Source organism: Mycobacteroides sp. H003 (assembly GCF_001440135.1).
In the GTDB taxonomy this organism is placed as follows: domain Bacteria; phylum Actinomycetota; class Actinomycetes; order Mycobacteriales; family Mycobacteriaceae; genus Mycobacterium; species Mycobacterium gwanakae.
This window is the reverse complement of record NZ_LJYL01000009.1, coordinates 382623-402704: the sequence shown is the minus strand read 5'-3', so window position 1 is coordinate 402704 and position 20082 is coordinate 382623. Positions and strand designations below refer to the sequence as shown.

Below are 20082 nucleotides of genomic sequence, written 5' to 3'. Positions count from 1 at the left end.
AGGACCGGCATGGTGCGCACGCGCCCCGCCGGTCCTGCCGCCGTTAGCGCGGCCTCGATATCGTGACCGTGGACACCGCATCCTTGGAGACGTCGGCGTCGGTGAAGGCCAATGGGCGCAGCTGTTCGGCACTGAATGCCTGGGCGCCTGCGTAGTAGGCGGGATTCCTGGAATCGTCCGGGTTGCCGTAGACCAGAAGGCCTTTCGCATCCGGCCCGTCGGGACCGTATTGCAGCGCCATGATGAAGCTGTCGCCCTCCTGGATGGGGTACCCGTTGAGCACCCCCGACGGGCCCGGGATGGCGCGCAGCTCCGTGCCGGGTTCCAGGCGTTCACCGGGACTGGGCTGCGGCTCGGAGCTGGTGCCCCAGGAGCAGCAGTCCACGATGTTGGCGGCGCCTTCGATATCGGTTCCGCCGCCGATCGGCAGCAGCCGTCCGGTGTGCACCTCGCGTTGCAGGTCCCCCAAGGGCGCATCGACCGGAATGCCGGCGCGCTGCAGCAGCCGCACGGCGGCCGCCAGTTCGGTGAGCCACGGCCCGACGTCGGTGACCGGAACCGAGGGCGAGCCAATAGGATTGGCAGGGTTGAATCCGTCGGCGAAAAGCCTGCCGCGGTCCTTTCGCTCCTCGGGGGTAAAGCGGGAGAGCCATTCGCGGAACACGGCGGCACCGCGGGCGGTCTTGGTGAATCTGCCGTCCCAGGCGGCCAGCGCCGAGCATGCCGGGGCCAGGTCCACACCGTCGACGACCTTGGTCGCCGTGCATGCCCGTACCAGCGGTATACGCAGCTGGTCGGCGAGGATCGCGCGGTCGGAGAACAACGCGGCGCCCACATCGTCGATCGTCCACTTACCGCTGTTCTCGGCGAGGAGTCGCGCGTTGGTCTTGGTGCGGGGCGTCAGCATCCACCCCTCGCCACCCTGCTGTGGCTGATAGCCGGTGAGCAGCTGATCCGGATGAGCAAGCCACATACTGTCATTGGCGTTGAAGACGTAGTCCCGCCGCTCGAGCTGGGGCATGTGGTCGTACCCGATGAGCCCGGACGCCGCGGCGTTGTCATCGTCGGCCCAGTCGAAGAGTGATCGGGAGCCATTGAGCACCACCATGCCCGCGGAGCGATACGCATCCCTGATCAGGCCCGGCTTTTCGCGATCCACGGCCCACGCAGCGAGCGCCTCCCTGGACAGATTGGGGGTGGCGGAGCTGTCGACGATCCAGGCACGTCCGTCGGCGCTCGTCGATACGGTATTCATCCATGGCACACCGCGATTGGCCCGGAAAACATCCTGGAAATCATCCATTGATTTCGCGGTGGCCATGCCCAGATACTGGGTCAGCGTGGTGTTGGTGTCGGCGTTGGCGTCGGCCATCGCGATGGCCTGCGCCCGTGTCCAGCCCACGGTGTCCACGTCGGCCACCGGTCCGTGCTTGGTGGAGTAGAGGGTGCGGCTCATCGGCGAGATGCCCTGTTCGCCCGCCACTTCGATGGTGATGGGGTCGGGCGTCATCACCTGGCGCCGTCCGTCCACGTAGTACGCGGTGGGGTCGGAGGCATCCAGGTCGTAGCGATACAGCGCGAAGCGGCGCCCGGCGGCGACGGTCGCTGTCCACGCCACCGCGTCGGTGAATCCGAGCTGCACCAAAGGCATTCCGGACAATCCGACGCCGTAGACGTTGAGCTGTCCGGGAATGCTCTGATGCGCCTCCCAGAGGCGGTTCTCGCCCGTCCAGGGGTAATGCGGGTTGGCCAATAACAGGCCGCCGCCGGTGCTGGAGCGTTCCGATCCCAACGCCCAGCCGTTACTTCCCATCTTCGGCCGGGCGGGCAGCGCACCCGGGTGCGGCGCCGATGTGCCTGAAGGCGGCTGTGCCCTACCGATTTCGGTGATCATGGAGATGCTGGACACCGTCATCACGACATCGGAGAAATGCGCGTACAAGTCCTGCGACGTGATCGGGCCGACCCAACCGGCACCGTCGCACCAGCCACCGTTCACGCCGTTGAGCGCCAGGGATTCGTTGAACCCGGCTACGTACCCGTCGACGAGCTCACGCACTCTGACCGGCTGATCGGCCCAGCGTTTGGGGGCGTTCTCCCACAGTTTCAGGTGGCGGTAACCGAAGTCCATATCGATGTTCCGATTGCCGGCGCCGGGCCCCAGCCACTTGCTGCGCTCGCCGCGGACCTTGATGATCTGGTCGATCAGAGTGCAGGCACGGTCCTCTGCGAACGCGTACCCGGTGCCGTAACCCAATGAGCCCCAATCGTCCGCGCTGACATGCGGGACACCGCGTTCGTCTCGGCTGATCGTCGCGACGTAGCGCTGAGGAGCGGGAAGTACGACGCTGGCGGGCCCGACAAGCAGTGCCGTGATCAACACCAAGGCGACGAGTCGCACCACTACTGCCCGACGGCCGGTCCACCCGCACCCTGATTGGGCAGGTCGGTGATGGGGATGTTCGTCGCGGGCAGCGGCGACGGAGTGTTCGGCAGCGGCGGAATCTCCGACTCCGGAATATCTTTCAGCAGGTTCACAGGTGGCCCGTTATCGCGGCTGCCGTAACTGCTACCGGGTTCACGCGGACCGAGCAGCTTCGTGACGGTGACCGCGTGGTATCCGTTGGCCCTGAGCACCGGGAGGAACTGCTCCACCAGATCCACTGTGCTGGAGTAAGTGTCGTGGAACAGCACCACAGATCCCGGCTTGATCTGTGACATCAGGATGGCTCGGGTGGCGTCGGTGTTCGAATCGTTGGCCCAGTCGAACGGGATCACATCCCAGTTGATATCGGCCAGCCCCTGTTTCTTGGCCTCGGCCAGCACCTGGTCGTTGATCAGGCCGCCAGCGGTTCGGAACAGCTTGGGGCGCTTGCCCGTGGCCGCTTCGATCGCATCGCTGGCCTTACTCAGCTGGCTGGCGATCGCCTCCGGCGGGATCGTCGTCATGTTCGGGTGTTCCCAGGTGTGGCTGCCGAGTTCCATCCCGGCATCGACCACGCGTTTGGCGCCCGCCGGATCGCGCTGAACCTTGTTGCCTATTTCGAAGAAGGTCGAGTGCGCGCCGTTGGCTCGCAGGATATCCAGCAGCCGGTCGGTGAACGGGCTGGGCCCGTCGTCGAATGTCAGCGCGACGCACTTCTCACGTTGGCAGTCCACCGGCTCGGCGAGGGCGCGCTGCTTGTCGGTGACGACGATCGCGGCCGCGATCAAACTTCCCACAGCGGCCGCGACCATCGTCCACCGAAAGACATCACGCTTGGATAGCACGCCCCACAGCGTAACCGTCAGTTCAGGAAGAGAGCCCGGGGCCGAACTCCTCCAGCATCTCCGTGACCAGCGCGGCGATGGGCGAACGCTCGCTGCGCACCAGCGTGACGTGCGCGAACAGCGGATGGCCCTTGAGCTTCTCGATCACCGCAGCGACACCGTCGTGACGACCGACACGCAGGTTGTCGCGCTGTGCGACATCGTGGGTGAGCACCACCCGCGAGCCGGTGCCCAGCCGCGACAGCACCGTCAGCAGCACGTTGCGCTCCAGGGACTGCGCCTCGTCGACGATCACAAAGGAGTCGTGCAGGGACCGCCCGCGGATGTGCGTGAGTGGGAGCACCTCGAGCATGCCGCGCGACAGCACTTCTTCGATGACTGCTGGCGACGCCAGACCTTCGAGGGTGTCGAAGACGGCCTGCGCCCACGGGCCCATCTTCTCGCTCTCACTGCCCGGCAGATAGCCCAGTTCCTGACCGCCTACCGCATACAGCGGCCGGAACACCACGACCTTGCGGTGACTGCGGCGCTCCAGCACCGCTTCCAGTCCGGCGCACAACGCCAGCGCCGACTTACCGGTGCCTGCCTTGCCACCCAGGGAAACGATGCCTACCGACTCATCGAGCAGGATGTCCAGTGCCACACGCTGTTCCGCGGAGCGCCCACGCAGTCCGAAGACCTCGCGGTCACCGCGCACCAACTGCACCCGCTTCTCCGCGTTGACTCGGCCAAGAGCGCTCGAGGTACCGCCGAGTAACCGAACTCCGGTGTGGCACGGAAGATCTCGCGCCGCCTCCAGATCAGCCTCGCCTGACTCGAAGAGCGAGTCGATGACCTCGGCAGTGGTGTCCAGTTCGGTCATGCCTGTCCAGCCCGAATTCACCACGTCCTGGGCCCGGTACTCGTCGGCGGCCAAGCCCACCGCACCGGCCTTGACACGCAGCGGGATGTCCTTGCTCACCAACGTAACCAGCTTGCCCTCGGCGGCGAGGTTGAGTGCGCACGCCAGAATCCGAGAGTCGTTGGAGTCGGTGCGGAAGCCCACGGGCAGCACCGAAGGGTCGGTGTGGTTCAGCTCGACGTGCAGCGAACCACCCTGTGTCCCTACAGGAATGGACTGATCAAGGCGGCCATACTCCAACCGCAGATCATCCAGCATCCGCAACGCAGTACGGGCGAACCAACCCAACTCGTGATGGTGACGCTTGCCTTCCAGCTCGCTGATCACCACCAACGGGATCACTACCTCGTGTTCGGCGAATCGGTTTGTGGCCCAAGGGTCGGACAACAACACCGAGGTGTCGAGCACATAGGTACGGATTGTCCCAGGGTTCTTTGAAGCAGTCACCGAGCGCTCCTGACATCCGTGCGGCACCACACGCGATCTGTCGTGGACGCGGTCGGTACCGTGTGTGGACGCCTCGTGAGACCGTCCACATCAGGACCGGGGCCGGTCCTGTCGTTTTCGCCACGATCAGTACCTCCCGGATAGCAAAGCATGTCGCTAGCCATCGCTTTTGACGCTACTCGCACCTACGCGCAGATGCCGCGCACCGAATCGAGCGTGTTGACTAACTCCGGGTTAACGCACATTTCGCGCGAGTGTCGAGTTGTCACACAGAAAACGCGAGTGTCCCCCGCGACAGGTCGACACTCGGCGAAAGATCAGAGCCGCTCGGTGACGCCCCACTTGTCGGTGAGTTCGCGGACCACGTCCTGCACGGTGACCTCGTCGATGATTCCGGCGTCGGCCACCGAGGCGACCTTGTCCTCGTAACCGTCGATATCGGCACCGATGACCTTCAGTTCCGCAGCGCGCGCCTTGATGGCGGCAATGGTGTCCTCGGGGTGCAGACGCAGGCATTCGAGCACGATGTTGCTGTAGATCTGCTCGTGGCGACGCTCGTCCTTCTCGATGTTCGCGAGCAGGCCCTTGAGCACGGCGTCGTCGGTCTGCGCGGCCAGGTTCTTCACGAATACCGCGTGCATCTGCTCGAAGAACGCGTTGAACACCAGTGTCTCGATCTGGTTGTACGTGTCGGCCCGGTAGCCCTTCATGACGTGAGCCAGCCGGGTGTCCTCGTCGCCGTTGGGGTCGGCGTTACGGGTCACCACGAGGTACTCGCGCAGCGCGATGGCGTGCAGGTTCTCCTCGGCGGTCCAGCGACCGATAAAGTCGGCCCACGGGATGATCTCCAGCGAGAAATGCTCGACCATCTCGCGGTGGTAGCCCGCCAGGTTGTCCTTGGTGATCAGCAGGATCTGGATGGCGTCGACGACGGCCTTGGGCAACTTGACATCAGAGGGCTCCCAGTCGCGTCCGCCCAGGAAGGCGAAGTTCTCGCCCTCGTCGTAGGGGACGTGCTCATGGGCGTACCAAAGCTCCGCGGTGTCGCGGTGGCGATCGATGTTCTCGGCGACGACATCCGTCAGCTCAAGAGTCAACGCATTGGGTACAGGTTTCTGTGCCATGCGGTAACGGTAACCGGACGAATAAGAAATGGGAAATCGCCGCGCGGCCCTTCGCGCGGAGACACTTAGTACCGCAAAACCCCAGTAAGGGCGGGTACTAAGCGTCCGCTCGTGGTGACCAAAGACCCTAGAGAGTGAGGCCCGGATATAGGGGGTTGGCGGCCAGCAGTTCGGCCGACGCGGCCTTCACGCGATCCGCGACACCATCGGCAAGGGTGTACTTCGCCTTCGAGGTGCCATCGGCTTCGGTGTTGGACAGTACGTCGACCACAAGCTCGGCGACCTTGTCGAACTCGTCGGCGTCGAAACCGCGGCTGGTGAGCGCCGGAGTGCCGAACCGAATGCCGCTGGTGTACCAGGCACCATTGGGGTCTGCCGGGATGGCGTTGCGGTTGGTGACCACGCCGGCATCGAGCAGGGCCGACTCGGCCTGCCGCCCGGTAAGCCCGAAGGACTGCACGTCGAGCAGCACCAGATGGTTGTCGGTTCCGCCGGTGACCAGGCGTGCGCCCCGCTTTAGGAATCCCTCGGCCAGCGACTTGGCGTTGTCGGCAACGCGCTGTGCGTACGCCTGGAACGAGGGCTGGCGCGCCTCGGCCAGGGCGACGGCCTTGGCGGCCATCACGTGCGAGAGCGGTCCGCCCAGCACCATCGGGCAGCCCTTGTCGACGGCATCGGAGTACTCGGCGGTGGCCAGCACCAGGCCGCCGCGGGGTCCGCGCAGCGACTTGTGGGTGGTGGTCGTGGTGATGTGGGCGTGCGGCACCGGGTCCTCGTCGCCGGTGAAGACCTTTCCGGCGACCAGGCCGGCGAAGTGCGCCATATCGACGAACAGGGTGGCGCCCACCTCGTCGGCGATCTCACGCAGCTTGGCGAAGTTCACCCGGCGCGGGTAGGCGGAGTAGCCACCCACCAGCACCAGCGGCTTGAACTCGCGTGCCGCCGCGGCCAGTGCGTCATAGTCCAGCAGGCCGGTTTCGGGATCGGTGCCGTAGCTGCGCTGATGGAACATCTTGCCCGAGATGTTGGGGCGGAAACCGTGGGTCAGGTGGCCTCCGGTGTCCAGTGACATACCCATCAGGCGCTGATTGCCGTACTGGTGGCGCAGCTCCTCCCAATCGCTCTCGGAGAGGTCGTTGACGTTGCGCACCCCCTTTTCGGCCAGCGCGGGGGCCTCGACGCGTGTCGCGAGGATCGCCCAGTAGGCGACGAGGTTGGCATCGATACCCGAGTGCGGCTGCGCGTAGGCGTACGGCGCCCCGAACAGCTCGCGGGCGTGCTCGGCCGCCAGCGCCTCGACGGTGTCGATGTTCTGGCAACCGGCATAGAAGCGGTGGCCGATGGTGCCCTCGGCGTACTTGTCGGACAGCCAGGTACCCATTGTCAGCAGCACGGCCGGCGAGGCGTAGTTCTCGCTGGCGATCAGCTTGAGCGAATCGCGTTGGTCAGCAAGCTCTTTACGGGTCGCATCCGCGATCCGCGGCTCGATGGTCGCGATGACTTCCAGGGCCGATCGGTAGGCGGCGCTGGCGGTCTCGGCGTACTGCGCGCCCTGCGCGATATCACTGGATGCTGAGGTCGTCATAGCCATCAGCCTAGTCGGCGGCTATGTCAGCGTGGACGCCACCAGGGGCTCGTCGAGCAGCCGCCCGAAGCGGGTCGTGAGGGACTGTTCCGGGGGGCGACGGTCCAGCCACCCCTTCAACAATTGATAGCCCTCGACGTAGGTGGAGATGTACGCCCGCCACAACGGCGAGGACAGGAATTTGAGCATGTGCCGGGCACGCTCGTCGGAGACCAGCAGCCAGCGTTTCAGGAATGCGATGACGTCCTCGACGTCACGGTGCTCGTCATGCAGCATCAGGGCCGCGTCTTGGCGGACGTTGATCAGTCCGGCCCGCGCCCGCCCGACGGCCTGAGCCTGTTCGCCGTCGAAACGCAGCCCGAGGTCGGCGTAGATCTCCTGCGCCCACAACCCCCAGTCGTCGCCGATGGCGGCGTACAGGGCAAGGTCGGCGAGCCCCTCTGCCATCAGGCACTGCGGTGTGTTCACCAGGAAGATGGTCTGCTCCTGCTGGTCCCCCAGGTGCACCAGACCCGCCTCCTTGCGGCAGTGCTCGGTGTGGTGCCCGGGGTAGGACTCGTGGGCGATCAGGGCGGGCACGTTATTCAGGTATTGCTTGAGATCGGAGTTGATGGCGACCGTCGAGCGGTAGTTGCCCTCGTAATAGTTGAACCCCGACCAGGGTTTGTCGCTGACGATCTCGTAGGTGATCGTCTCGGCGTCGGGCAGCGGAAACTCCGCGCGCACTCGGTCGCGCAGCGCACTGGAGAAGGCGTCCACACATTCCTGCAACCGGTTCGGGTCGATTTCCTGGGACCGGTCATAGGCGGTTTTCCGTTCCAGCAGCGAACCGCCCTCCGGCAGAACACTTTCCAGCGCCTCATGCGCTTCCTGGTAGCGCTCTTCATCGCCCTTCGCGATGCGCACATCGAAGTAGTCATGCACTTCGTCGACAAATCCGATGTTCTCGCCCGCGAACTTGCGGCCGGCACAGGCCAACGCCTTCAAGTGCGTGTCGATGAAGGCCTTGCGCGCGGCATCGAGGTCACTTGCGGTCAGCTCGGCCTGCAGGGCCACGGCCTGGCGGGCCAGGTCTGCCGGATCGGGGATGGGCTCGTTCTCGACACGCTGCCGCAGCGCCGGATCACCGGTGAAGGAGTCGACGTATCCACTCTCAATACGGTCAAATCGCAGCCCGAGCAGCAGGTATTCGTTGACGAGGCTGTTCTCCGACCGGCCGTTATCGCCCATGTCACACAACCCTAGTGCCGCGTTTACGGAGGGTTACTGCCAGACTTGCATCCATGCCGCGGCTGAGCGAGCCGAGCCCCTACGTGGAGTTCGACCGGAAACAGTGGCGCGCGCTGCGCAAGTCCACGCCGCTGGTCCTCACCGAGGAAGAGCTCTTCGGCCTGCGTGGCCTGGGCGAGCAGATCGATCTGACCGAGGTCGCCGAGGTCTACCTGCCACTGGCTCGCCTCATCCACCTTCAGGTGGCCGCCCGCCAGCGGCTCTTCGCCGCCACCGCCACCTTCCTGGGGGACCAACACCCGGACCGTCTTGTCCCCTTCGTCATCGGCGTCGCGGGCAGCGTCGCGGTCGGCAAGTCGACGACGGCACGCGTGCTGCAGGCATTGCTGGCGCGATGGGACCACCATCCCCGCGTGGACCTGGTGACCACCGACGGATTCCTCTACCCCAATGCCGAACTGTCCCGACGGAACATCATGCACCGCAAAGGTTTTCCCGAGAGTTACAACAGACGCGGGCTGCTGCGATTCGTCACCGAGGTCAAATCGGGGGCCCATGAGGTCACCGCCCCCGTGTACTCACACCTGCTGTACGACATCATCAAGAACGAGAAACACGTTGTGCAGCAACCCGATATCCTGATTCTCGAAGGCTTGAACGTACTACAAACCGGCCCCACCCTGATGGTCTCGGATCTGTTCGATTTCTCGATCTATGTGGACGCCCGCATCGAAGACATCGAACAGTGGTACATCTCCCGGTTCCTGGCCATGCGCTCCACGTCCTTCGCAAATCCGTCATCACATTTCCATCACTACGCCAAGCTGTCCGATAAGCAGGCAACCCTTGCCGCACAGGAGATTTGGCACTCGATCAACTTGCCGAACCTGCTGGAGAACATCCTGCCGACCCGGCCACGGGCGACGCTGGTGCTCCGCAAAGATGCCGACCACTCGATCAACCGGCTGCGCCTGCGCAAGCTATAGATCGGCTTGCATGAAGTAGACCGAATGGTATATTCGCGGCATGATCAACGACGTGGTTGAAACCTGGCACGGCATCATTTCCGGCGCGAATCCGGAAGCGCTCAACGACCTGCTGGCCGAGGACGCGGCCTTCTACTCCCCCGTGGTCTTCACCCCACAGCAGGGCAAGCAGATCACCGCCATGTACTTGTTGGCCGCCTTCGCCACCCTTGCCGGACCCGAGAACAACTTCCACTACACCAAGGAAATCCTGGACGGCAACACCGCGGCACTCGAGTTCGAGGCGACCGTGGACGGCAAGTACATCAACGGAATCGACATCATCACCTGCAACGATGCCGGAAAGATCGTGGAGTTCAAGGTCATGATCCGTCCGCTGCAGGCCATCAATCTGCTGCACGAGAAGATGCGCGCCGCGTTAGCCCAAGCGCAAGGCTGATTTCACCCCACAGCTCACGACCAACCAGTAGGTTGACCGCCATGGACTATGACTACGACGTAGTCGTCATCGGGTCCGGTTTCGGTGGGAGCGTTGCGGCCCTCCGCCTCACCGAAAAGGGCTACCGAGTCGGCATACTAGATATGGGAAAACGCTGGAAACGCGAGGATTTTCCCCCGAACAACTGGCACGTTCGCAAGGCGATGTGGGCACCCGCGCTCGGGTGCTTCGGACCGCAGCGGCTTACCGTGCTGGGCAAGACCTTCATCGCCAGCGCGGTGGGCGTGGGCGGTGGATCGCTGATCTACGGCAACACGCTGTATGAACCGCTGGAGCAGTTCTACACCGATAAGCAGTGGGCGCATATCACCGACTGGAAGTCCGAACTGGCGCCCTACTACGACCAGGCCAGCCGGATGCTCGGAGTTGCGCAGACTCCGCACACCACCCCACCCGATGAGGTGCTGCTCGCCGTCGCCAAGGACCTGGGCGTCGAAGACACCTACCACCCCACCAATGTCGGTGTGTTCTTCGGCGATGAGCCGGGCAAGACTGTGCCGGATCCGTTCTTCGGCGGCGCCGGCCCCGAACGCTCCGGCTGCATCGGCTGCGCTGCCTGTATGACCGGCTGCAAGCACAATGCCAAGAACACCACCGAGACCAACTACCTGTATCTCGCGGAACACGCTGGCGCAGAAATACATCCGCTTACCGAGGTGCTCGACGTGCGGCCCCTGCAGGATCGTGAGGGCTATGCGATCAGCACCAAACAAACCGGGCGGCTGGTACGCAAGAAGAAGCGCACGTTCACCGCACAGCATGTGGTGTTCTCGGCGGCATCGCTGGGCACCCAGCGGTTGCTGCACAAGTTCAAGGATTCAGGGTCGCTGCCCAACCTGTCCGATCGCCTGGGCGAACAGACACGCACCAACTCCGAATCGGTGCCCATCGTCTATTCCCCCACCCGCGATGACTTCTCGCAGGGCGTCGCCATTACCTCGTCGATCCACCCTGAGCCCAATACCCATGTCGAGGTGGTCCGATACGGGGAAGGCTCGACCTTCCTGAGCATGTTGGGCACCAACATGGTTGACGGCGGCCCGTGGCGTTTCGCGCGCACCTGGCTGGCCAACGTGCGGCACCCCGCGATGGTGTTCCGATCGATGTTCCCCTACCGCGCCGCGCAGCACTCGATCATCGTGCTGGTGATGCAGTCGTTGGACAACTCGCTGACCACTTATCTCAAGCGTGGACTGTTCGGCAAGAAGATGACCACCAAACAGGGCTCCGGAGAACCGAACCCGGATTGGATCCCCGTCGCGCATGATGTCGCACGACGGATGGCCGACAAGGTCGACGGATACGCGGGCAGCACCCACCTGGATTCGATGAACATCCCGCTGACGGCACATTTCATCGGCGGCTGCCCCATCGGTGATTCTCCCGAGACCGGCGTGATCGACCCGTACCAACGGGTCTACGGATATCCCGGGCTGTATGTCTCCGACGGTTCGGCGATCTCGGCCAACCTGGGAGTGAACCCGTCATTCACCATCACCGCCCAAGCCGAACGCGCAATGGCGTTCTGGCCCAACAAGGGTGAGCTCGATCCACGGCCGGCGCTGGGCTCGCCCTACAAGCGCGTCTTCCCGGTGCAGCCCAACCGTCCGACGGTTCCCGAGTCCGCACCCGGCGCGCTGCGCTTGCCGCTGACCCCGGTCTAAAACATGAAGGTGCCGGGCCATCCAGTGGATGGCCCGGCACCGGCTCGCCTTCAGAATGAGGCGAGCATGTGGGCGGCTACGCCGAGCGCAGGCGCCGTAGTCCCAGGAATTGGATGTCCGCCATGACGGCGGTGTAGATGCCGAACGCGATGGAAAGCGTCACCCCGGCGGTCGTCAGCGGTACCCATTTCATGACACCTGCTGCCACATAGAGCACGGTGGCCAGCAAGTTGCCGGCGATATAGACGGCGCCGATGGTTCCGAGCCTGGACCTGTCGGCCCGGCTCAGCACGAAGGCCAGTACCCCGTATCCGATAAGCGCGGCGGCATGCGCCACCTGAAATCCCAGCGAGGGACCAAGCGGCTCGACAAGCCATTTCGCGGCGATCAGCAGGACGACAGCAACCGAACCGGTAGCAATGCCGTCGAGGCCGATTCCGAATCGCAGGAGCGAGTCGGGTTGGGCGAATCGGGTGCGAAGCACCGAGGCGTTCTCTGAAGCTATGGACATTGGGGACTCCTTGTGTGAAAGCTCCGGGTGAAAGCTGACACCACTGACATTCCTCGGGATGCACTGCCATCTCGACATTCGGCACTGCCAATCCCTGCCGATTCGCCGCGCGGTATGCCATCATCTAAGGATGACAACAGCGGATGTCATCTCTACCGCACCCGGTGCACAGCTCGACCGTCATTCACTTTTATGGCGCTGGGCTGGCGATATGCGCATCGCCTTCACCGGCGGCACGGCCGGGCTCCTGCAAACGATGGACCCCGCCATCGGTTACGCGCTGATCGAGCACTCGAATTTCTTCGCAGACCCCGTTGACAGGGTGTTCCGCTCGCTGCCACCGATCCTGGGCACCGTGTACGACGATCCCGCCGCCGGGACCGGGGTGAAGGTGCGGGACTTTCACCGCGATATCAAGGGAATCCAGCCCGACGGCGTCCGGTATCACGCACTGAACCCGACAACGTTCTGGTGGGCGCATGCCACGTTCCAGGTGATGGTCGAACAAACCATCGACAGGTACTCCCGCCATCGACTGTCCGACGCCGAACGTGAGCAGCTCTACCAGGAGGGTGTCGAGTGGTATCGCCGGTACGCGATGAGCGAGCAACCGCTGCCACCGAATAGGGCGGCTTTCCAACAGGAATGGGACCGGTACTGCGACGAGGTGCTCACCCCCAATCCTGCCGCTGATTACCTGATGAAAGTCATCGAGGGACGCGCCGTCCCCGATATGAGCAAGTCCCCCTACCTACCGGTGGCGCCCTATTTGAAGCCGGCCGCACGACTTGCGTTGCCGACCACACCGATGCGGATGGCGTTGGCACCTCCGCTGCGGCTGACTATCTATGGCGGCTTGCCACCCCAGGTGCGCAAGCGTTTTGGGATTCGATGGAACCTGGCCGACGAGGCCGCCTACCGCACACTGTGCCGTGCCGTGCCGCTGGCGTGGCCCTTCATTCCGACATCGTGGAGGTGGCATCCGGGCAGCCACGCCGGATGGCGCCGGGAACGGGGACGGCTACCGCGGAACTGGTGACGAACCGTTGGTGCGAACGCCGTTGGGCACCGGAACGGTCTGTGCGCGCAGATCCGCGGCAATGAGTTTGGCCGCGGCGTTCTGCCAGTTGTGCAGCGAACGCTGCGGCACCTCGGTGACCAGCCACTGCCACGCCTGACGCGATACCGGGTCCAGTCCTGCCGCCGTCGCGCCCTGCGCATATGCCCGCACACCCATGACGTACGGGAAGTACAGGGCGTTGTAATACCGCCATTGGTCGGTGGTGCCGAAGTCCCCGTCGTCCCGGGGTTTGAGCCGCGAGATGGATTCGGCCAGCACGGCTCTGAGTTCATTGGCACGCTCGACGGGCTGGTCGGAAGCGCCGCGATCGGTAAGTCGCTCATCGATCGCGGGCAGTGACGTCAGCGGGCTGGCGACGAGTTTGGCCAGGTCGCCGTAGTGGCTCAGGGCCCGACGAGTCAGACGGGTGAACGTCTCGTCATCGACGCCGTCGATGGGCGACGCCGATTTCAGTGGCAATGCCGCCTCGGTATTACGCAGCTCGGAACGCTCGTGGCGCAGCTGCGGGGAACGCGAGAAGGCCAGGCGGTCAAGGAAGTCGGCGAAGGGGCCCGACTGCACCTGAATGCAGATGGCCAAGCCCACGCTGGTGAACAGCAGGACCACCAGCGCAACCGACTGCCCGACAACGGCGATACCGATCATCGCCTGGGCCCCGAACAACGCCCCGACAAGGATCGAGGCCACAAAGGAACGCAGCATGTCGCCGCGCAACGCCTGTCCTTCGTCGAAGGCGTCCCAGAGCGCCACCCCCAGACCGAGTAGCACCAGGTCGAAGCCGGTCGACGCCAACGCCAGCCAGCTCGGAAGGATGCCGAGCGGAATGATCAGCTGCGCATCGCCAAGGGTGAAGAACATGGTGGCGACCAGGACGACACCCCGCGCCGAACCGGGTATCGAGGCACGGCGGCGGAACAACAAGATGGCCGCACCGATGGCGGCGGTCCCATTGGCACAGAACATGATCCAGTGCCCCAGCTGAGCCGGACCGGCGATGGTGCCGGCCAATGACGCGCCCACGAGCAGCGCGATGGCCAGGACCGCACCGGGTACGGCCATCGCGGCGCGATCACGCCACCGGTCACCGGTGTTGGTGAGTTCCAGCAGCACCAGCAGCCAGGAGACGCTCGGAATGATCGCGGTGAACACTTCGATGCGGCCCAGGAGTTCGGCATCGGAGCCGGGGGTGACGCGGATGGCGTCGAGTGCGACGACTACGGAGTAGCCGATCAGCCCGATGGCGGCGAGGACGAGGACGGGCTTACGGGGATTACGCGCGAGCAGATACAGACCCAGCCACCAGCTGAGTCCGAAAACCAGTGCCGACATCGCCACCATTAGTAACAGTGTGACAGGTGACCGGTTGACGAGTCACGCCCGTCTATACGGCAGGGAAGGAAGTGGCCTATAAGGCCAATCGGCCACCGCACGAGGCGGTGCCCAGCCAGGTGTGCGGATTGCGATCCCAGCACCATCCGAGTTTGGGACGCCGATCAGATATCCAGATCGCAGGCACCCGCTGTCCTTTTCCCCGCGAGGCCGCCAGCGAGAAACACTTGTTCTTGCGCAACATGTCCGGGCGCAACAGCACCAAGGCGATGCCCTCCTCGATGGTGAGCGGGGTGCGTCCACGCGCGGTGATCGTCTGCAACGCTGCCTCCGGTGTCACGTCGCAGAACTCGCTGCCGGTGTCGACATCGGTCAGCAGGTAAGCCTGATCCGGGATCTCGACAATCGGCCGGTACACATCTACATCGCCGTCGTCCATCACATGAAAGCCCTTGCGCCCATTGAGGCTCATCAACGGCGCGGTCTGCTCATAGCTGGTCCCGGTGGCAATGAGAATGAACGGGATGTGATCGCCGGGGTCGACCGCTGACTGCGGGAGGTCAGCGACTCGGGTTCCAAGCTGACTGGCACGGTCACCGACCGGGTACCCCAGTTCGGTCAGGCGGGAAAACTGGCGGTCGAATTCATCCTGGGCAGCGGGCATTGACCGTCAACGCAGCGTTCGGTCGGCAAGTTCCCGCGCGCGAGCCGCTCAGGCTGCACGGGTGATATCGCGCCACAGCTCCCGTTGCACGCGATGCGGGTCCATGTCGATACGCCGATGCTGATCGAACACCATGACCGCGTGCTCAGGCTCTGTGTAGGCCGGCCATTCGACGCCCGGGACGCCTGTTCGTGCGAACGCGAGCCATCGGCTCTGGATGTCCTCGGTCAACGCCAGCGCCTCGGGCATATCGCGTTTCCCTGCCAACGCGGGCCAGCGCTTGAAAAGACCAAACACCGCGAACAACTCCGTCGCGTGCGCGGCTCCCGGTCCGAAACGCCGCAGCGGCCGCGGCGCATAGTCGTACCGGTAAAAGTAGACCGACGCATGCTGGCTGTGCGCCCGAGCCACCCGCCAGGCCTCCGAGCCGAACATCGCATCCCCCATTAGACGCACCAGCGCGGCCTTGGACGGATAACCCTCGTAGGAATCGATCACCCGTTTCGCGGCCTCGGGTCGCAGCGCATCGAGAGTGCCCGCGACAGCACGGGCGTCGAACCGGGACACCGACATCACTCGGGTCAGCAGTCGGTTGAACAACCGAACCTCTTCCGCGTTGTATCCGATGATGAGGGGGACCCGTTGCGCCTCCCCGCGTTCCATCATCGCGATCGGATCATCGGGCACAACCTCACCGTCGATACTGGGGCCCACACCTAGCGAGAAGGCCGACTCACGGGTTTTCGCGGTGAGCAGCCGGTGTGTCGCCCTGACGAGATCGCGCGGCCCGGCATTGATGACCGCCTCGGCGGCATTACGGACATCGACACCGAGATACCCGACGAGCCGGCGCGCATTGGCGGCCGCCTCATCACGGGTATGGATCATTCCGCTGGCCGTGCTCTGGCAGATCGCGCGCTGGAACAACCCGGCCGCCGCCGGAACAGCCAACAACATCTGGACGCAATGCGCCCCCGCGCTTTCGCCGAAGATGGTGACACTGCCCGGATCTCCGCCGAAGGCCGCTATGTTGTCGCGCACCCACTGCAGCGCCAGCACCAGATCGCGTAAGTACAGATTGCTGTCGATGGTGTGCCGATCATCCGATAGGGACGACAGATCGATCGCGCCGTAGGCACCGACGCGATAGTTCACCGAGACGAAGACACAGCCGCGCCGCGCAAGGTCGGCGCCGTCATACAAGGCCAGCGCGGAACTCCCCAAAACATAGGCGCCGCCGTGGATGTAGAACATCACCGGCAGAGCCTCCGAGGAAGGCTCGTCCGGCATCGTCACGTTCACCGTCAGACAATCCTCGCTGACCGCCTGGAACCTGTTGAGCGAAAGCGGAACATAGATACGTTTCTGCGGTGACGCCGATTTCCAGGAATCGCAGGGCAACACCCCAGCCCAGGGCTTCGCGGGCGCCGGGCTGCGCAGACGCAGCGCACCCACCGGTGGCTCGGCGTACGGTATGGCCCGAAAGCGGCGCACACCGTGATCGTGGAATCCCTCCACCACGCCATTGGCGGTCTGCACCCGCACCGGAACCCGGGCAACGGATTTCGAGCCCTTTGTCATCGGCGTCTCAGACCACGGTCAGCGGCAGCGACTTGCGCGGCTCGAAGACGAACCGCGATCCCCCACTGACATTGGCGATCATGACCTCGGGCAGCTGCTTGTCCTCGCCCTCATGCTCGACGAACGAGGCCACCCAATCCTGCGTGTCTCCCGAAATCTCCACGCCGATATGCGGATCGACCGCCGTCGCGATGGCCTGAAGCGGGCGCGTCTCGGCGGGACCGCACAGCGAGATCCAGGCGTGGTCCTCGTGTGCGGGTGACTCCCACACATGGAGCTGACCGCCGGAAATTTCGGCGTTCACATAGCCGAGCGGACTCAACAGCGGGTGTACCTGAAGTACCCGCAGGACACCCTCGATCCCGTCGGGAACCTGCAACGCATGTTTGATCCGCGCCGCGGCGACGCCCGCCAGCCCGATCAACTGCTGGGTGCATACGGTGCGGGCCAGCTCCGCATCGGCCGCCCGCTTACGCACCGCGATGGAGAACCCCAGGAACAGCAGATGCATCTGCAGGCAGATCTCGTCGGCTATCCGCACCAGTGCCGAATGTGAGAACGCACCGAAGTCCAAGTCCGACAGCAGGGGTCCGGCGTAGTCGGAGGCTCCCACATCTCCGGAATCGATTCCGCCCAATTCCCACCCGGCGGCGACCGATGCACCGACAACATCCAGGGCCGGGATTCCGGACACCGCCGGATACGACTCGTCGATGGTCACCGTCCACGCACAGTGCGGATGCCTGTCGGCGGGTGTACGCGGCGGCCGGTGGATCGGGCGAACCTGCGCATGCGGATTGGTGGCGAAGGCCGTCGCATCGAAGGTGGGGTCTTCGATGTCGTGACACATACCCGTCACGTAGTCGGGTCCGAGCGGTTCGACGTCGAGCAGCGCACCGCAGTGGTCGAGATGAAACTCCCCGTGCCACTTGTCGTGCACGGTGTACCGGAAGTCCATGAACTGGGGCGGCGCGCCGATGTCGAGCTGCATACCTTTGAAGATGGTGATCACGTCGTCGCCCTCGAACCGCAGCGCCTTCTGCATGCGCCGGGTATAGATCGGACTGGATGACGCCCATTCCTCAATGGCGACCTGCAGCATCTCTTCTCTGCCGAAATGCTGTATGCAATAGGCCATTCCAGAGCGGTCGATCAGCTGACCAATGAGCAGCAGCTCGGGAACCAGGACCGCCAACTGATCCCGGGGCAACTCCGAGAATCGGCTAGTCACCGGAGGATTCCGCGTCTTTCTTGGCACGTTTGGCGATGGCCATCTCGACATGCTTATTGACACGCTGCCCCAGCGGCCACCCGACGTAGTGGGTGATGAACAGCGCGACCTCGCGCAGTTCGGCATCGGTGAGTTCACCATTGGCCAGGGCGGCCCCTGTCTGGATCTCCAGGATCTCGTCCAGTCCCAGGGCACTTACGGCGCCCAGGAGCAGCAGCCGGCGATCACGCATCGACAACTCCGGGCGATCCCAAATGGTGCCGAAGAGATGCTCGGCGGTGTACTTGAAGTAGTCGCCGGGCAGGTCAGGCATGTCCCAGCCATAGACCTCTTTCATCTTGTCTAGACCCTTGCGGCGCAACTCATCCATTACTTGCCCCTTCCTCGTGTGGCACACCAAGACTCGCCGCCAGTCGCTCACGGGCCAACGCGGCCAGCGGCAGCTCGACGGACTGCTCTTCGCCGAGCGCCAGGGCCAGGCTCAGGTCCTTTTCACCGAGACCGCGCACATGCGTGAAGATGGGGAGCCAGAAGCTGTCCGATGTCACCGGTTCGGTGGTATCGCGCAACATGATGGCGCCCGGCCCACCGGTGATGGCGTCCGTATGACGCACCACCTTGCCCAGGTCGGTGATGTTCAGGCCACAACTTTCGGCCAGGCGCTGCGCCTCCCCGGCCGCGGTGAAGGCAACGAAATGTAGGAGGTTGCGCGCCAACTTCATCCGGGTACCCGCACCAGGGGCACCGGCATGAATCACCAGCGATGCCCACTTCGAGAAGGGCTCCTTGACCCGCGCGAACGTCTCGTCGTCGGCGCCGACCATGGTGGCCAACTCGCCCTTGTGTGCGCCGGGGGCGCCACCGCTCACCGGTGCGTCGATGACGTGAATCCGTTGTGGTGCCAGTTCGTTGGCCAGCTGCACCGCTGTCGCGTCACTGATGGTGGAGTGGATGGCGATGATGGTGCCCGGCTTGACCCTGGGCGCGAGTTCTCCGACCACCTCACGTACCTGTGCGTCGTCTAGCACGGTGATGCTGATGAGGTCGGCATCGGCGATATCGGCCAAGTTGTCCGCCGCACGCGCGCCGGCCTCGACAAGCGGCGCCATGGTCTCGGCCCGCAGATCGAAGACCGTCAGGCCGCCGGGCCAGTCGACAAGCCGCTGGGCCATGGGCGCACCCATGTTGCCCAGACCGATATACCCGAGCGAGAGGGCAGACTGCGTCATGACCGGATGATCTGTCCGCCGTCGACGTTGAACACCTGGCCGGTGATCCAGGACGCCTTGTCCGACAATAGGAAAAGACACATGCCCACCATGTCGTCGACGGTGCCCATGCGGCTCAGCGGGATGTTCTTGACGAGCTCGCTGCGGAACTGCTCGGGCACCGTGCCGCGGGTGGCCTCGGTGTCGGTGGGCCCCGGCGCGATGGCGTTGATGCGGATCTTCTGGCCACCCAGTTCACGCGAAAGCTGCTGCGTCAGACCATTGATGCCTACCTTGGCCAGCCCATAGAACCCCGAGTACAGCCAGGCAGCCGTGGATGATTGGTTGACAATGGCGCCGCCGCCACGCTTGGCGATGTGCTTGTACACCGCCCGGGTACACACCAGCGCGCCATCCTGGTTCACGCTCATGAACTTCTTGTAGTAGTCCCACGGCACCGACAGCAGCAGGTCGAGCTTCATGCCGCCGTAGATGGCGGCGTTGTTCACCAGGTAGTCGATACCGCCGAACTCTGCGACCGCCTTGTCCGCCATGGCCATTGCCGAATCGGGGTCGGAGACGTCGACACTTGCGAAGACGGCCTTGCCGCCGTCGGCCACGATCTGCTTGGCGACACCCTCCCCTAACTCGGCGTTGATATCGGCGACCACCACGGCCGCACCTTGGCCGGCCAGCGCGTGCGCATACGCTTCGCCGATGCCCTGTGCGGCTCCGGTGACGATGGCGACCTTGCCCTCGAACTCTCCCATG

At 64.3% G+C, this 20082-nt stretch carries 18 protein-coding genes; 4 read left to right on the top strand and 14 right to left on the bottom strand.

Annotation, left to right across the window (positions count from 1 at the left end; translation table 11 throughout):
* Positions 1–43: 43 nt before the first annotated feature.
* The 6 genes from AOT87_RS02220 to AOT87_RS02195 form a co-directional block, all read right to left on the bottom strand.
* On the bottom strand, positions 44–2401 hold the full coding sequence (locus AOT87_RS02220) for a penicillin acylase family protein (RefSeq protein WP_057967231.1): 2358 nt from the start codon (positions 2399–2401) through the stop codon (positions 44–46).
* Between the two features lie 2 nt (positions 2402–2403).
* Positions 2404–3270, bottom strand: coding sequence for a polysaccharide deacetylase family protein (locus tag AOT87_RS02215; RefSeq protein WP_030094695.1), 867 nt, complete (start codon positions 3268–3270; stop codon positions 2404–2406).
* Positions 3271–3292: 22 nt separating this feature from the next.
* The gene (locus AOT87_RS02210; RefSeq protein ID WP_196325608.1) at positions 3293–4648 is read right to left on the bottom strand and encodes a PhoH family protein; all 1356 of its coding nucleotides are present in this window, start codon (positions 4646–4648) and stop codon (positions 3293–3295) included.
* 287 nt (positions 4649–4935) lie between these two features.
* Positions 4936–5742, bottom strand: a complete 807-nt coding sequence (locus tag AOT87_RS02205; protein ID WP_057967201.1) for an acyl-ACP desaturase — start codon at positions 5740–5742, stop codon at positions 4936–4938.
* A 127-nt stretch (positions 5743–5869) separates the two neighbouring features.
* Complete coding sequence (locus AOT87_RS02200) at positions 5870–7327, bottom strand: glycine hydroxymethyltransferase (protein WP_030094692.1); 1458 nt, start codon at positions 7325–7327, stop codon at positions 5870–5872.
* A 21-nt stretch (positions 7328–7348) separates the two neighbouring features.
* Complete coding sequence (locus tag AOT87_RS02195; RefSeq protein ID WP_057967202.1) at positions 7349–8557, bottom strand: hypothetical protein; 1209 nt, start codon at positions 8555–8557, stop codon at positions 7349–7351.
* Between the two features lie 53 nt (positions 8558–8610).
* On the opposite strand from AOT87_RS02195, the gene coaA reads away from it, so the two are divergent.
* From coaA to AOT87_RS02180, 3 genes are read left to right on the top strand one after another with little or no spacing between them, the layout of a single operon-like run.
* The gene (gene coaA / locus AOT87_RS02190; protein WP_030094690.1) at positions 8611–9543 is read left to right on the top strand and encodes a type I pantothenate kinase; all 933 of its coding nucleotides are present in this window, start codon (positions 8611–8613) and stop codon (positions 9541–9543) included.
* Positions 9544–9583: 40 nt separating this feature from the next.
* Positions 9584–9982, top strand: a complete 399-nt coding sequence (locus AOT87_RS02185; RefSeq protein ID WP_046252828.1) for a nuclear transport factor 2 family protein — start codon at positions 9584–9586, stop codon at positions 9980–9982.
* A 41-nt stretch (positions 9983–10023) separates the two neighbouring features.
* On the top strand, positions 10024–11706 hold the full coding sequence (locus tag AOT87_RS02180; protein WP_057967203.1) for a GMC family oxidoreductase: 1683 nt from the start codon (positions 10024–10026) through the stop codon (positions 11704–11706).
* A gap of 76 nt (positions 11707–11782) precedes the next feature.
* On the opposite strand, the gene AOT87_RS02175 is transcribed toward AOT87_RS02180, so the two are convergent.
* Positions 11783–12217 (bottom strand): hypothetical protein, encoded by a 435-nt coding sequence (locus AOT87_RS02175; protein WP_046252826.1) that lies wholly within the window; start codon positions 12215–12217, stop codon positions 11783–11785.
* Between the two features lie 130 nt (positions 12218–12347).
* On the opposite strand from AOT87_RS02175, the gene AOT87_RS02170 reads away from it, so the two are divergent.
* On the top strand, positions 12348–13256 hold the full coding sequence (locus AOT87_RS02170) for an oxygenase MpaB family protein (RefSeq protein WP_046252825.1): 909 nt from the start codon (positions 12348–12350) through the stop codon (positions 13254–13256).
* On the opposite strand, the gene AOT87_RS02165 is transcribed toward AOT87_RS02170, so the two are convergent.
* The 7 genes from AOT87_RS02165 to AOT87_RS02135 all read right to left on the bottom strand — a co-directional run bounded on the left by AOT87_RS02165 (position 13239) and on the right by AOT87_RS02135 (position 20081).
* Positions 13239–14636, bottom strand: coding sequence for a hypothetical protein (locus AOT87_RS02165; protein WP_046252824.1), 1398 nt, complete (start codon positions 14634–14636; stop codon positions 13239–13241). The genes AOT87_RS02170 and AOT87_RS02165 overlap by 18 nt on opposite strands.
* A gap of 67 nt (positions 14637–14703) precedes the next feature.
* Positions 14704–15291, bottom strand: a complete 588-nt coding sequence (locus AOT87_RS02160; protein WP_057967204.1) for a DUF5701 family protein — start codon at positions 15289–15291, stop codon at positions 14704–14706.
* 48 nt (positions 15292–15339) lie between these two features.
* Complete coding sequence (locus AOT87_RS02155) at positions 15340–16836, bottom strand: carboxylesterase/lipase family protein (protein ID WP_081343227.1); 1497 nt, start codon at positions 16834–16836, stop codon at positions 15340–15342.
* A 43-nt stretch (positions 16837–16879) separates the two neighbouring features.
* Entirely contained in the window at positions 16880–18103 is a 1224-nt protein-coding gene (locus tag AOT87_RS02150) for a hypothetical protein (protein WP_081343204.1), read from the bottom strand.
* Positions 18096–18473 (bottom strand): carboxymuconolactone decarboxylase family protein, encoded by a 378-nt coding sequence (locus AOT87_RS02145; protein ID WP_057967207.1) that lies wholly within the window; start codon positions 18471–18473, stop codon positions 18096–18098. Before AOT87_RS02145 ends, AOT87_RS02150 begins: the two co-directional genes overlap by 8 nt.
* Positions 18466–19332 (bottom strand): NAD(P)-dependent oxidoreductase, encoded by an 867-nt coding sequence (locus tag AOT87_RS02140; protein ID WP_057967208.1) that lies wholly within the window; start codon positions 19330–19332, stop codon positions 18466–18468. The genes AOT87_RS02145 and AOT87_RS02140 overlap by 8 nt, the downstream gene beginning before the upstream one ends.
* Positions 19329–20081, bottom strand: coding sequence for an SDR family oxidoreductase (locus tag AOT87_RS02135; RefSeq protein WP_057967209.1), 753 nt, complete (start codon positions 20079–20081; stop codon positions 19329–19331). The genes AOT87_RS02140 and AOT87_RS02135 overlap by 4 nt, the downstream gene beginning before the upstream one ends.
* Position 20082: the final 1 nt, after the last annotated feature.

What these genes read in the sequence shown, in the direction of transcription:
- AOT87_RS02205 (WP_057967201.1), bottom strand. Translation starts at nt 5,742, where the DNA reads ATGGCACAGAAACCTGTACCCAATGCGTTGACTCTTGAGCTGACGGAT.
- AOT87_RS02200 (WP_030094692.1), bottom strand. Translation starts at nt 7,327, where the DNA reads ATGACGACCTCAGCATCCAGTGATATCGCGCAGGGCGCGCAGTACGCC.
- AOT87_RS02195 (WP_057967202.1), bottom strand. Translation starts at nt 8,557, where the DNA reads ATGGGCGATAACGGCCGGTCGGAGAACAGCCTCGTCAACGAATACCTG.
- coaA (WP_030094690.1), top strand. Translation starts at nt 8,611, where the DNA reads ATGCCGCGGCTGAGCGAGCCGAGCCCCTACGTGGAGTTCGACCGGAAA.
- AOT87_RS02185 (WP_046252828.1), top strand. Translation starts at nt 9,584, where the DNA reads ATGATCAACGACGTGGTTGAAACCTGGCACGGCATCATTTCCGGCGCG.
- AOT87_RS02180 (WP_057967203.1), top strand. Translation starts at nt 10,024, where the DNA reads ATGGACTATGACTACGACGTAGTCGTCATCGGGTCCGGTTTCGGTGGG.
- AOT87_RS02175 (WP_046252826.1), bottom strand. Translation starts at nt 12,217, where the DNA reads ATGTCCATAGCTTCAGAGAACGCCTCGGTGCTTCGCACCCGATTCGCC.
- AOT87_RS02170 (WP_046252825.1), top strand. Translation starts at nt 12,348, where the DNA reads ATGACAACAGCGGATGTCATCTCTACCGCACCCGGTGCACAGCTCGAC.
- AOT87_RS02165 (WP_046252824.1), bottom strand. Translation starts at nt 14,636, where the DNA reads ATGGTGGCGATGTCGGCACTGGTTTTCGGACTCAGCTGGTGGCTGGGT.
- AOT87_RS02160 (WP_057967204.1), bottom strand. Translation starts at nt 15,291, where the DNA reads ATGCCCGCTGCCCAGGATGAATTCGACCGCCAGTTTTCCCGCCTGACC.
- AOT87_RS02145 (WP_057967207.1), bottom strand. Translation starts at nt 18,473, where the DNA reads ATGGATGAGTTGCGCCGCAAGGGTCTAGACAAGATGAAAGAGGTCTAT.
- AOT87_RS02140 (WP_057967208.1), bottom strand. Translation starts at nt 19,332, where the DNA reads ATGACGCAGTCTGCCCTCTCGCTCGGGTATATCGGTCTGGGCAACATG.
- AOT87_RS02135 (WP_057967209.1), bottom strand. Translation starts at nt 20,081, where the DNA reads ATGGGAGAGTTCGAGGGCAAGGTCGCCATCGTCACCGGAGCCGCACAG.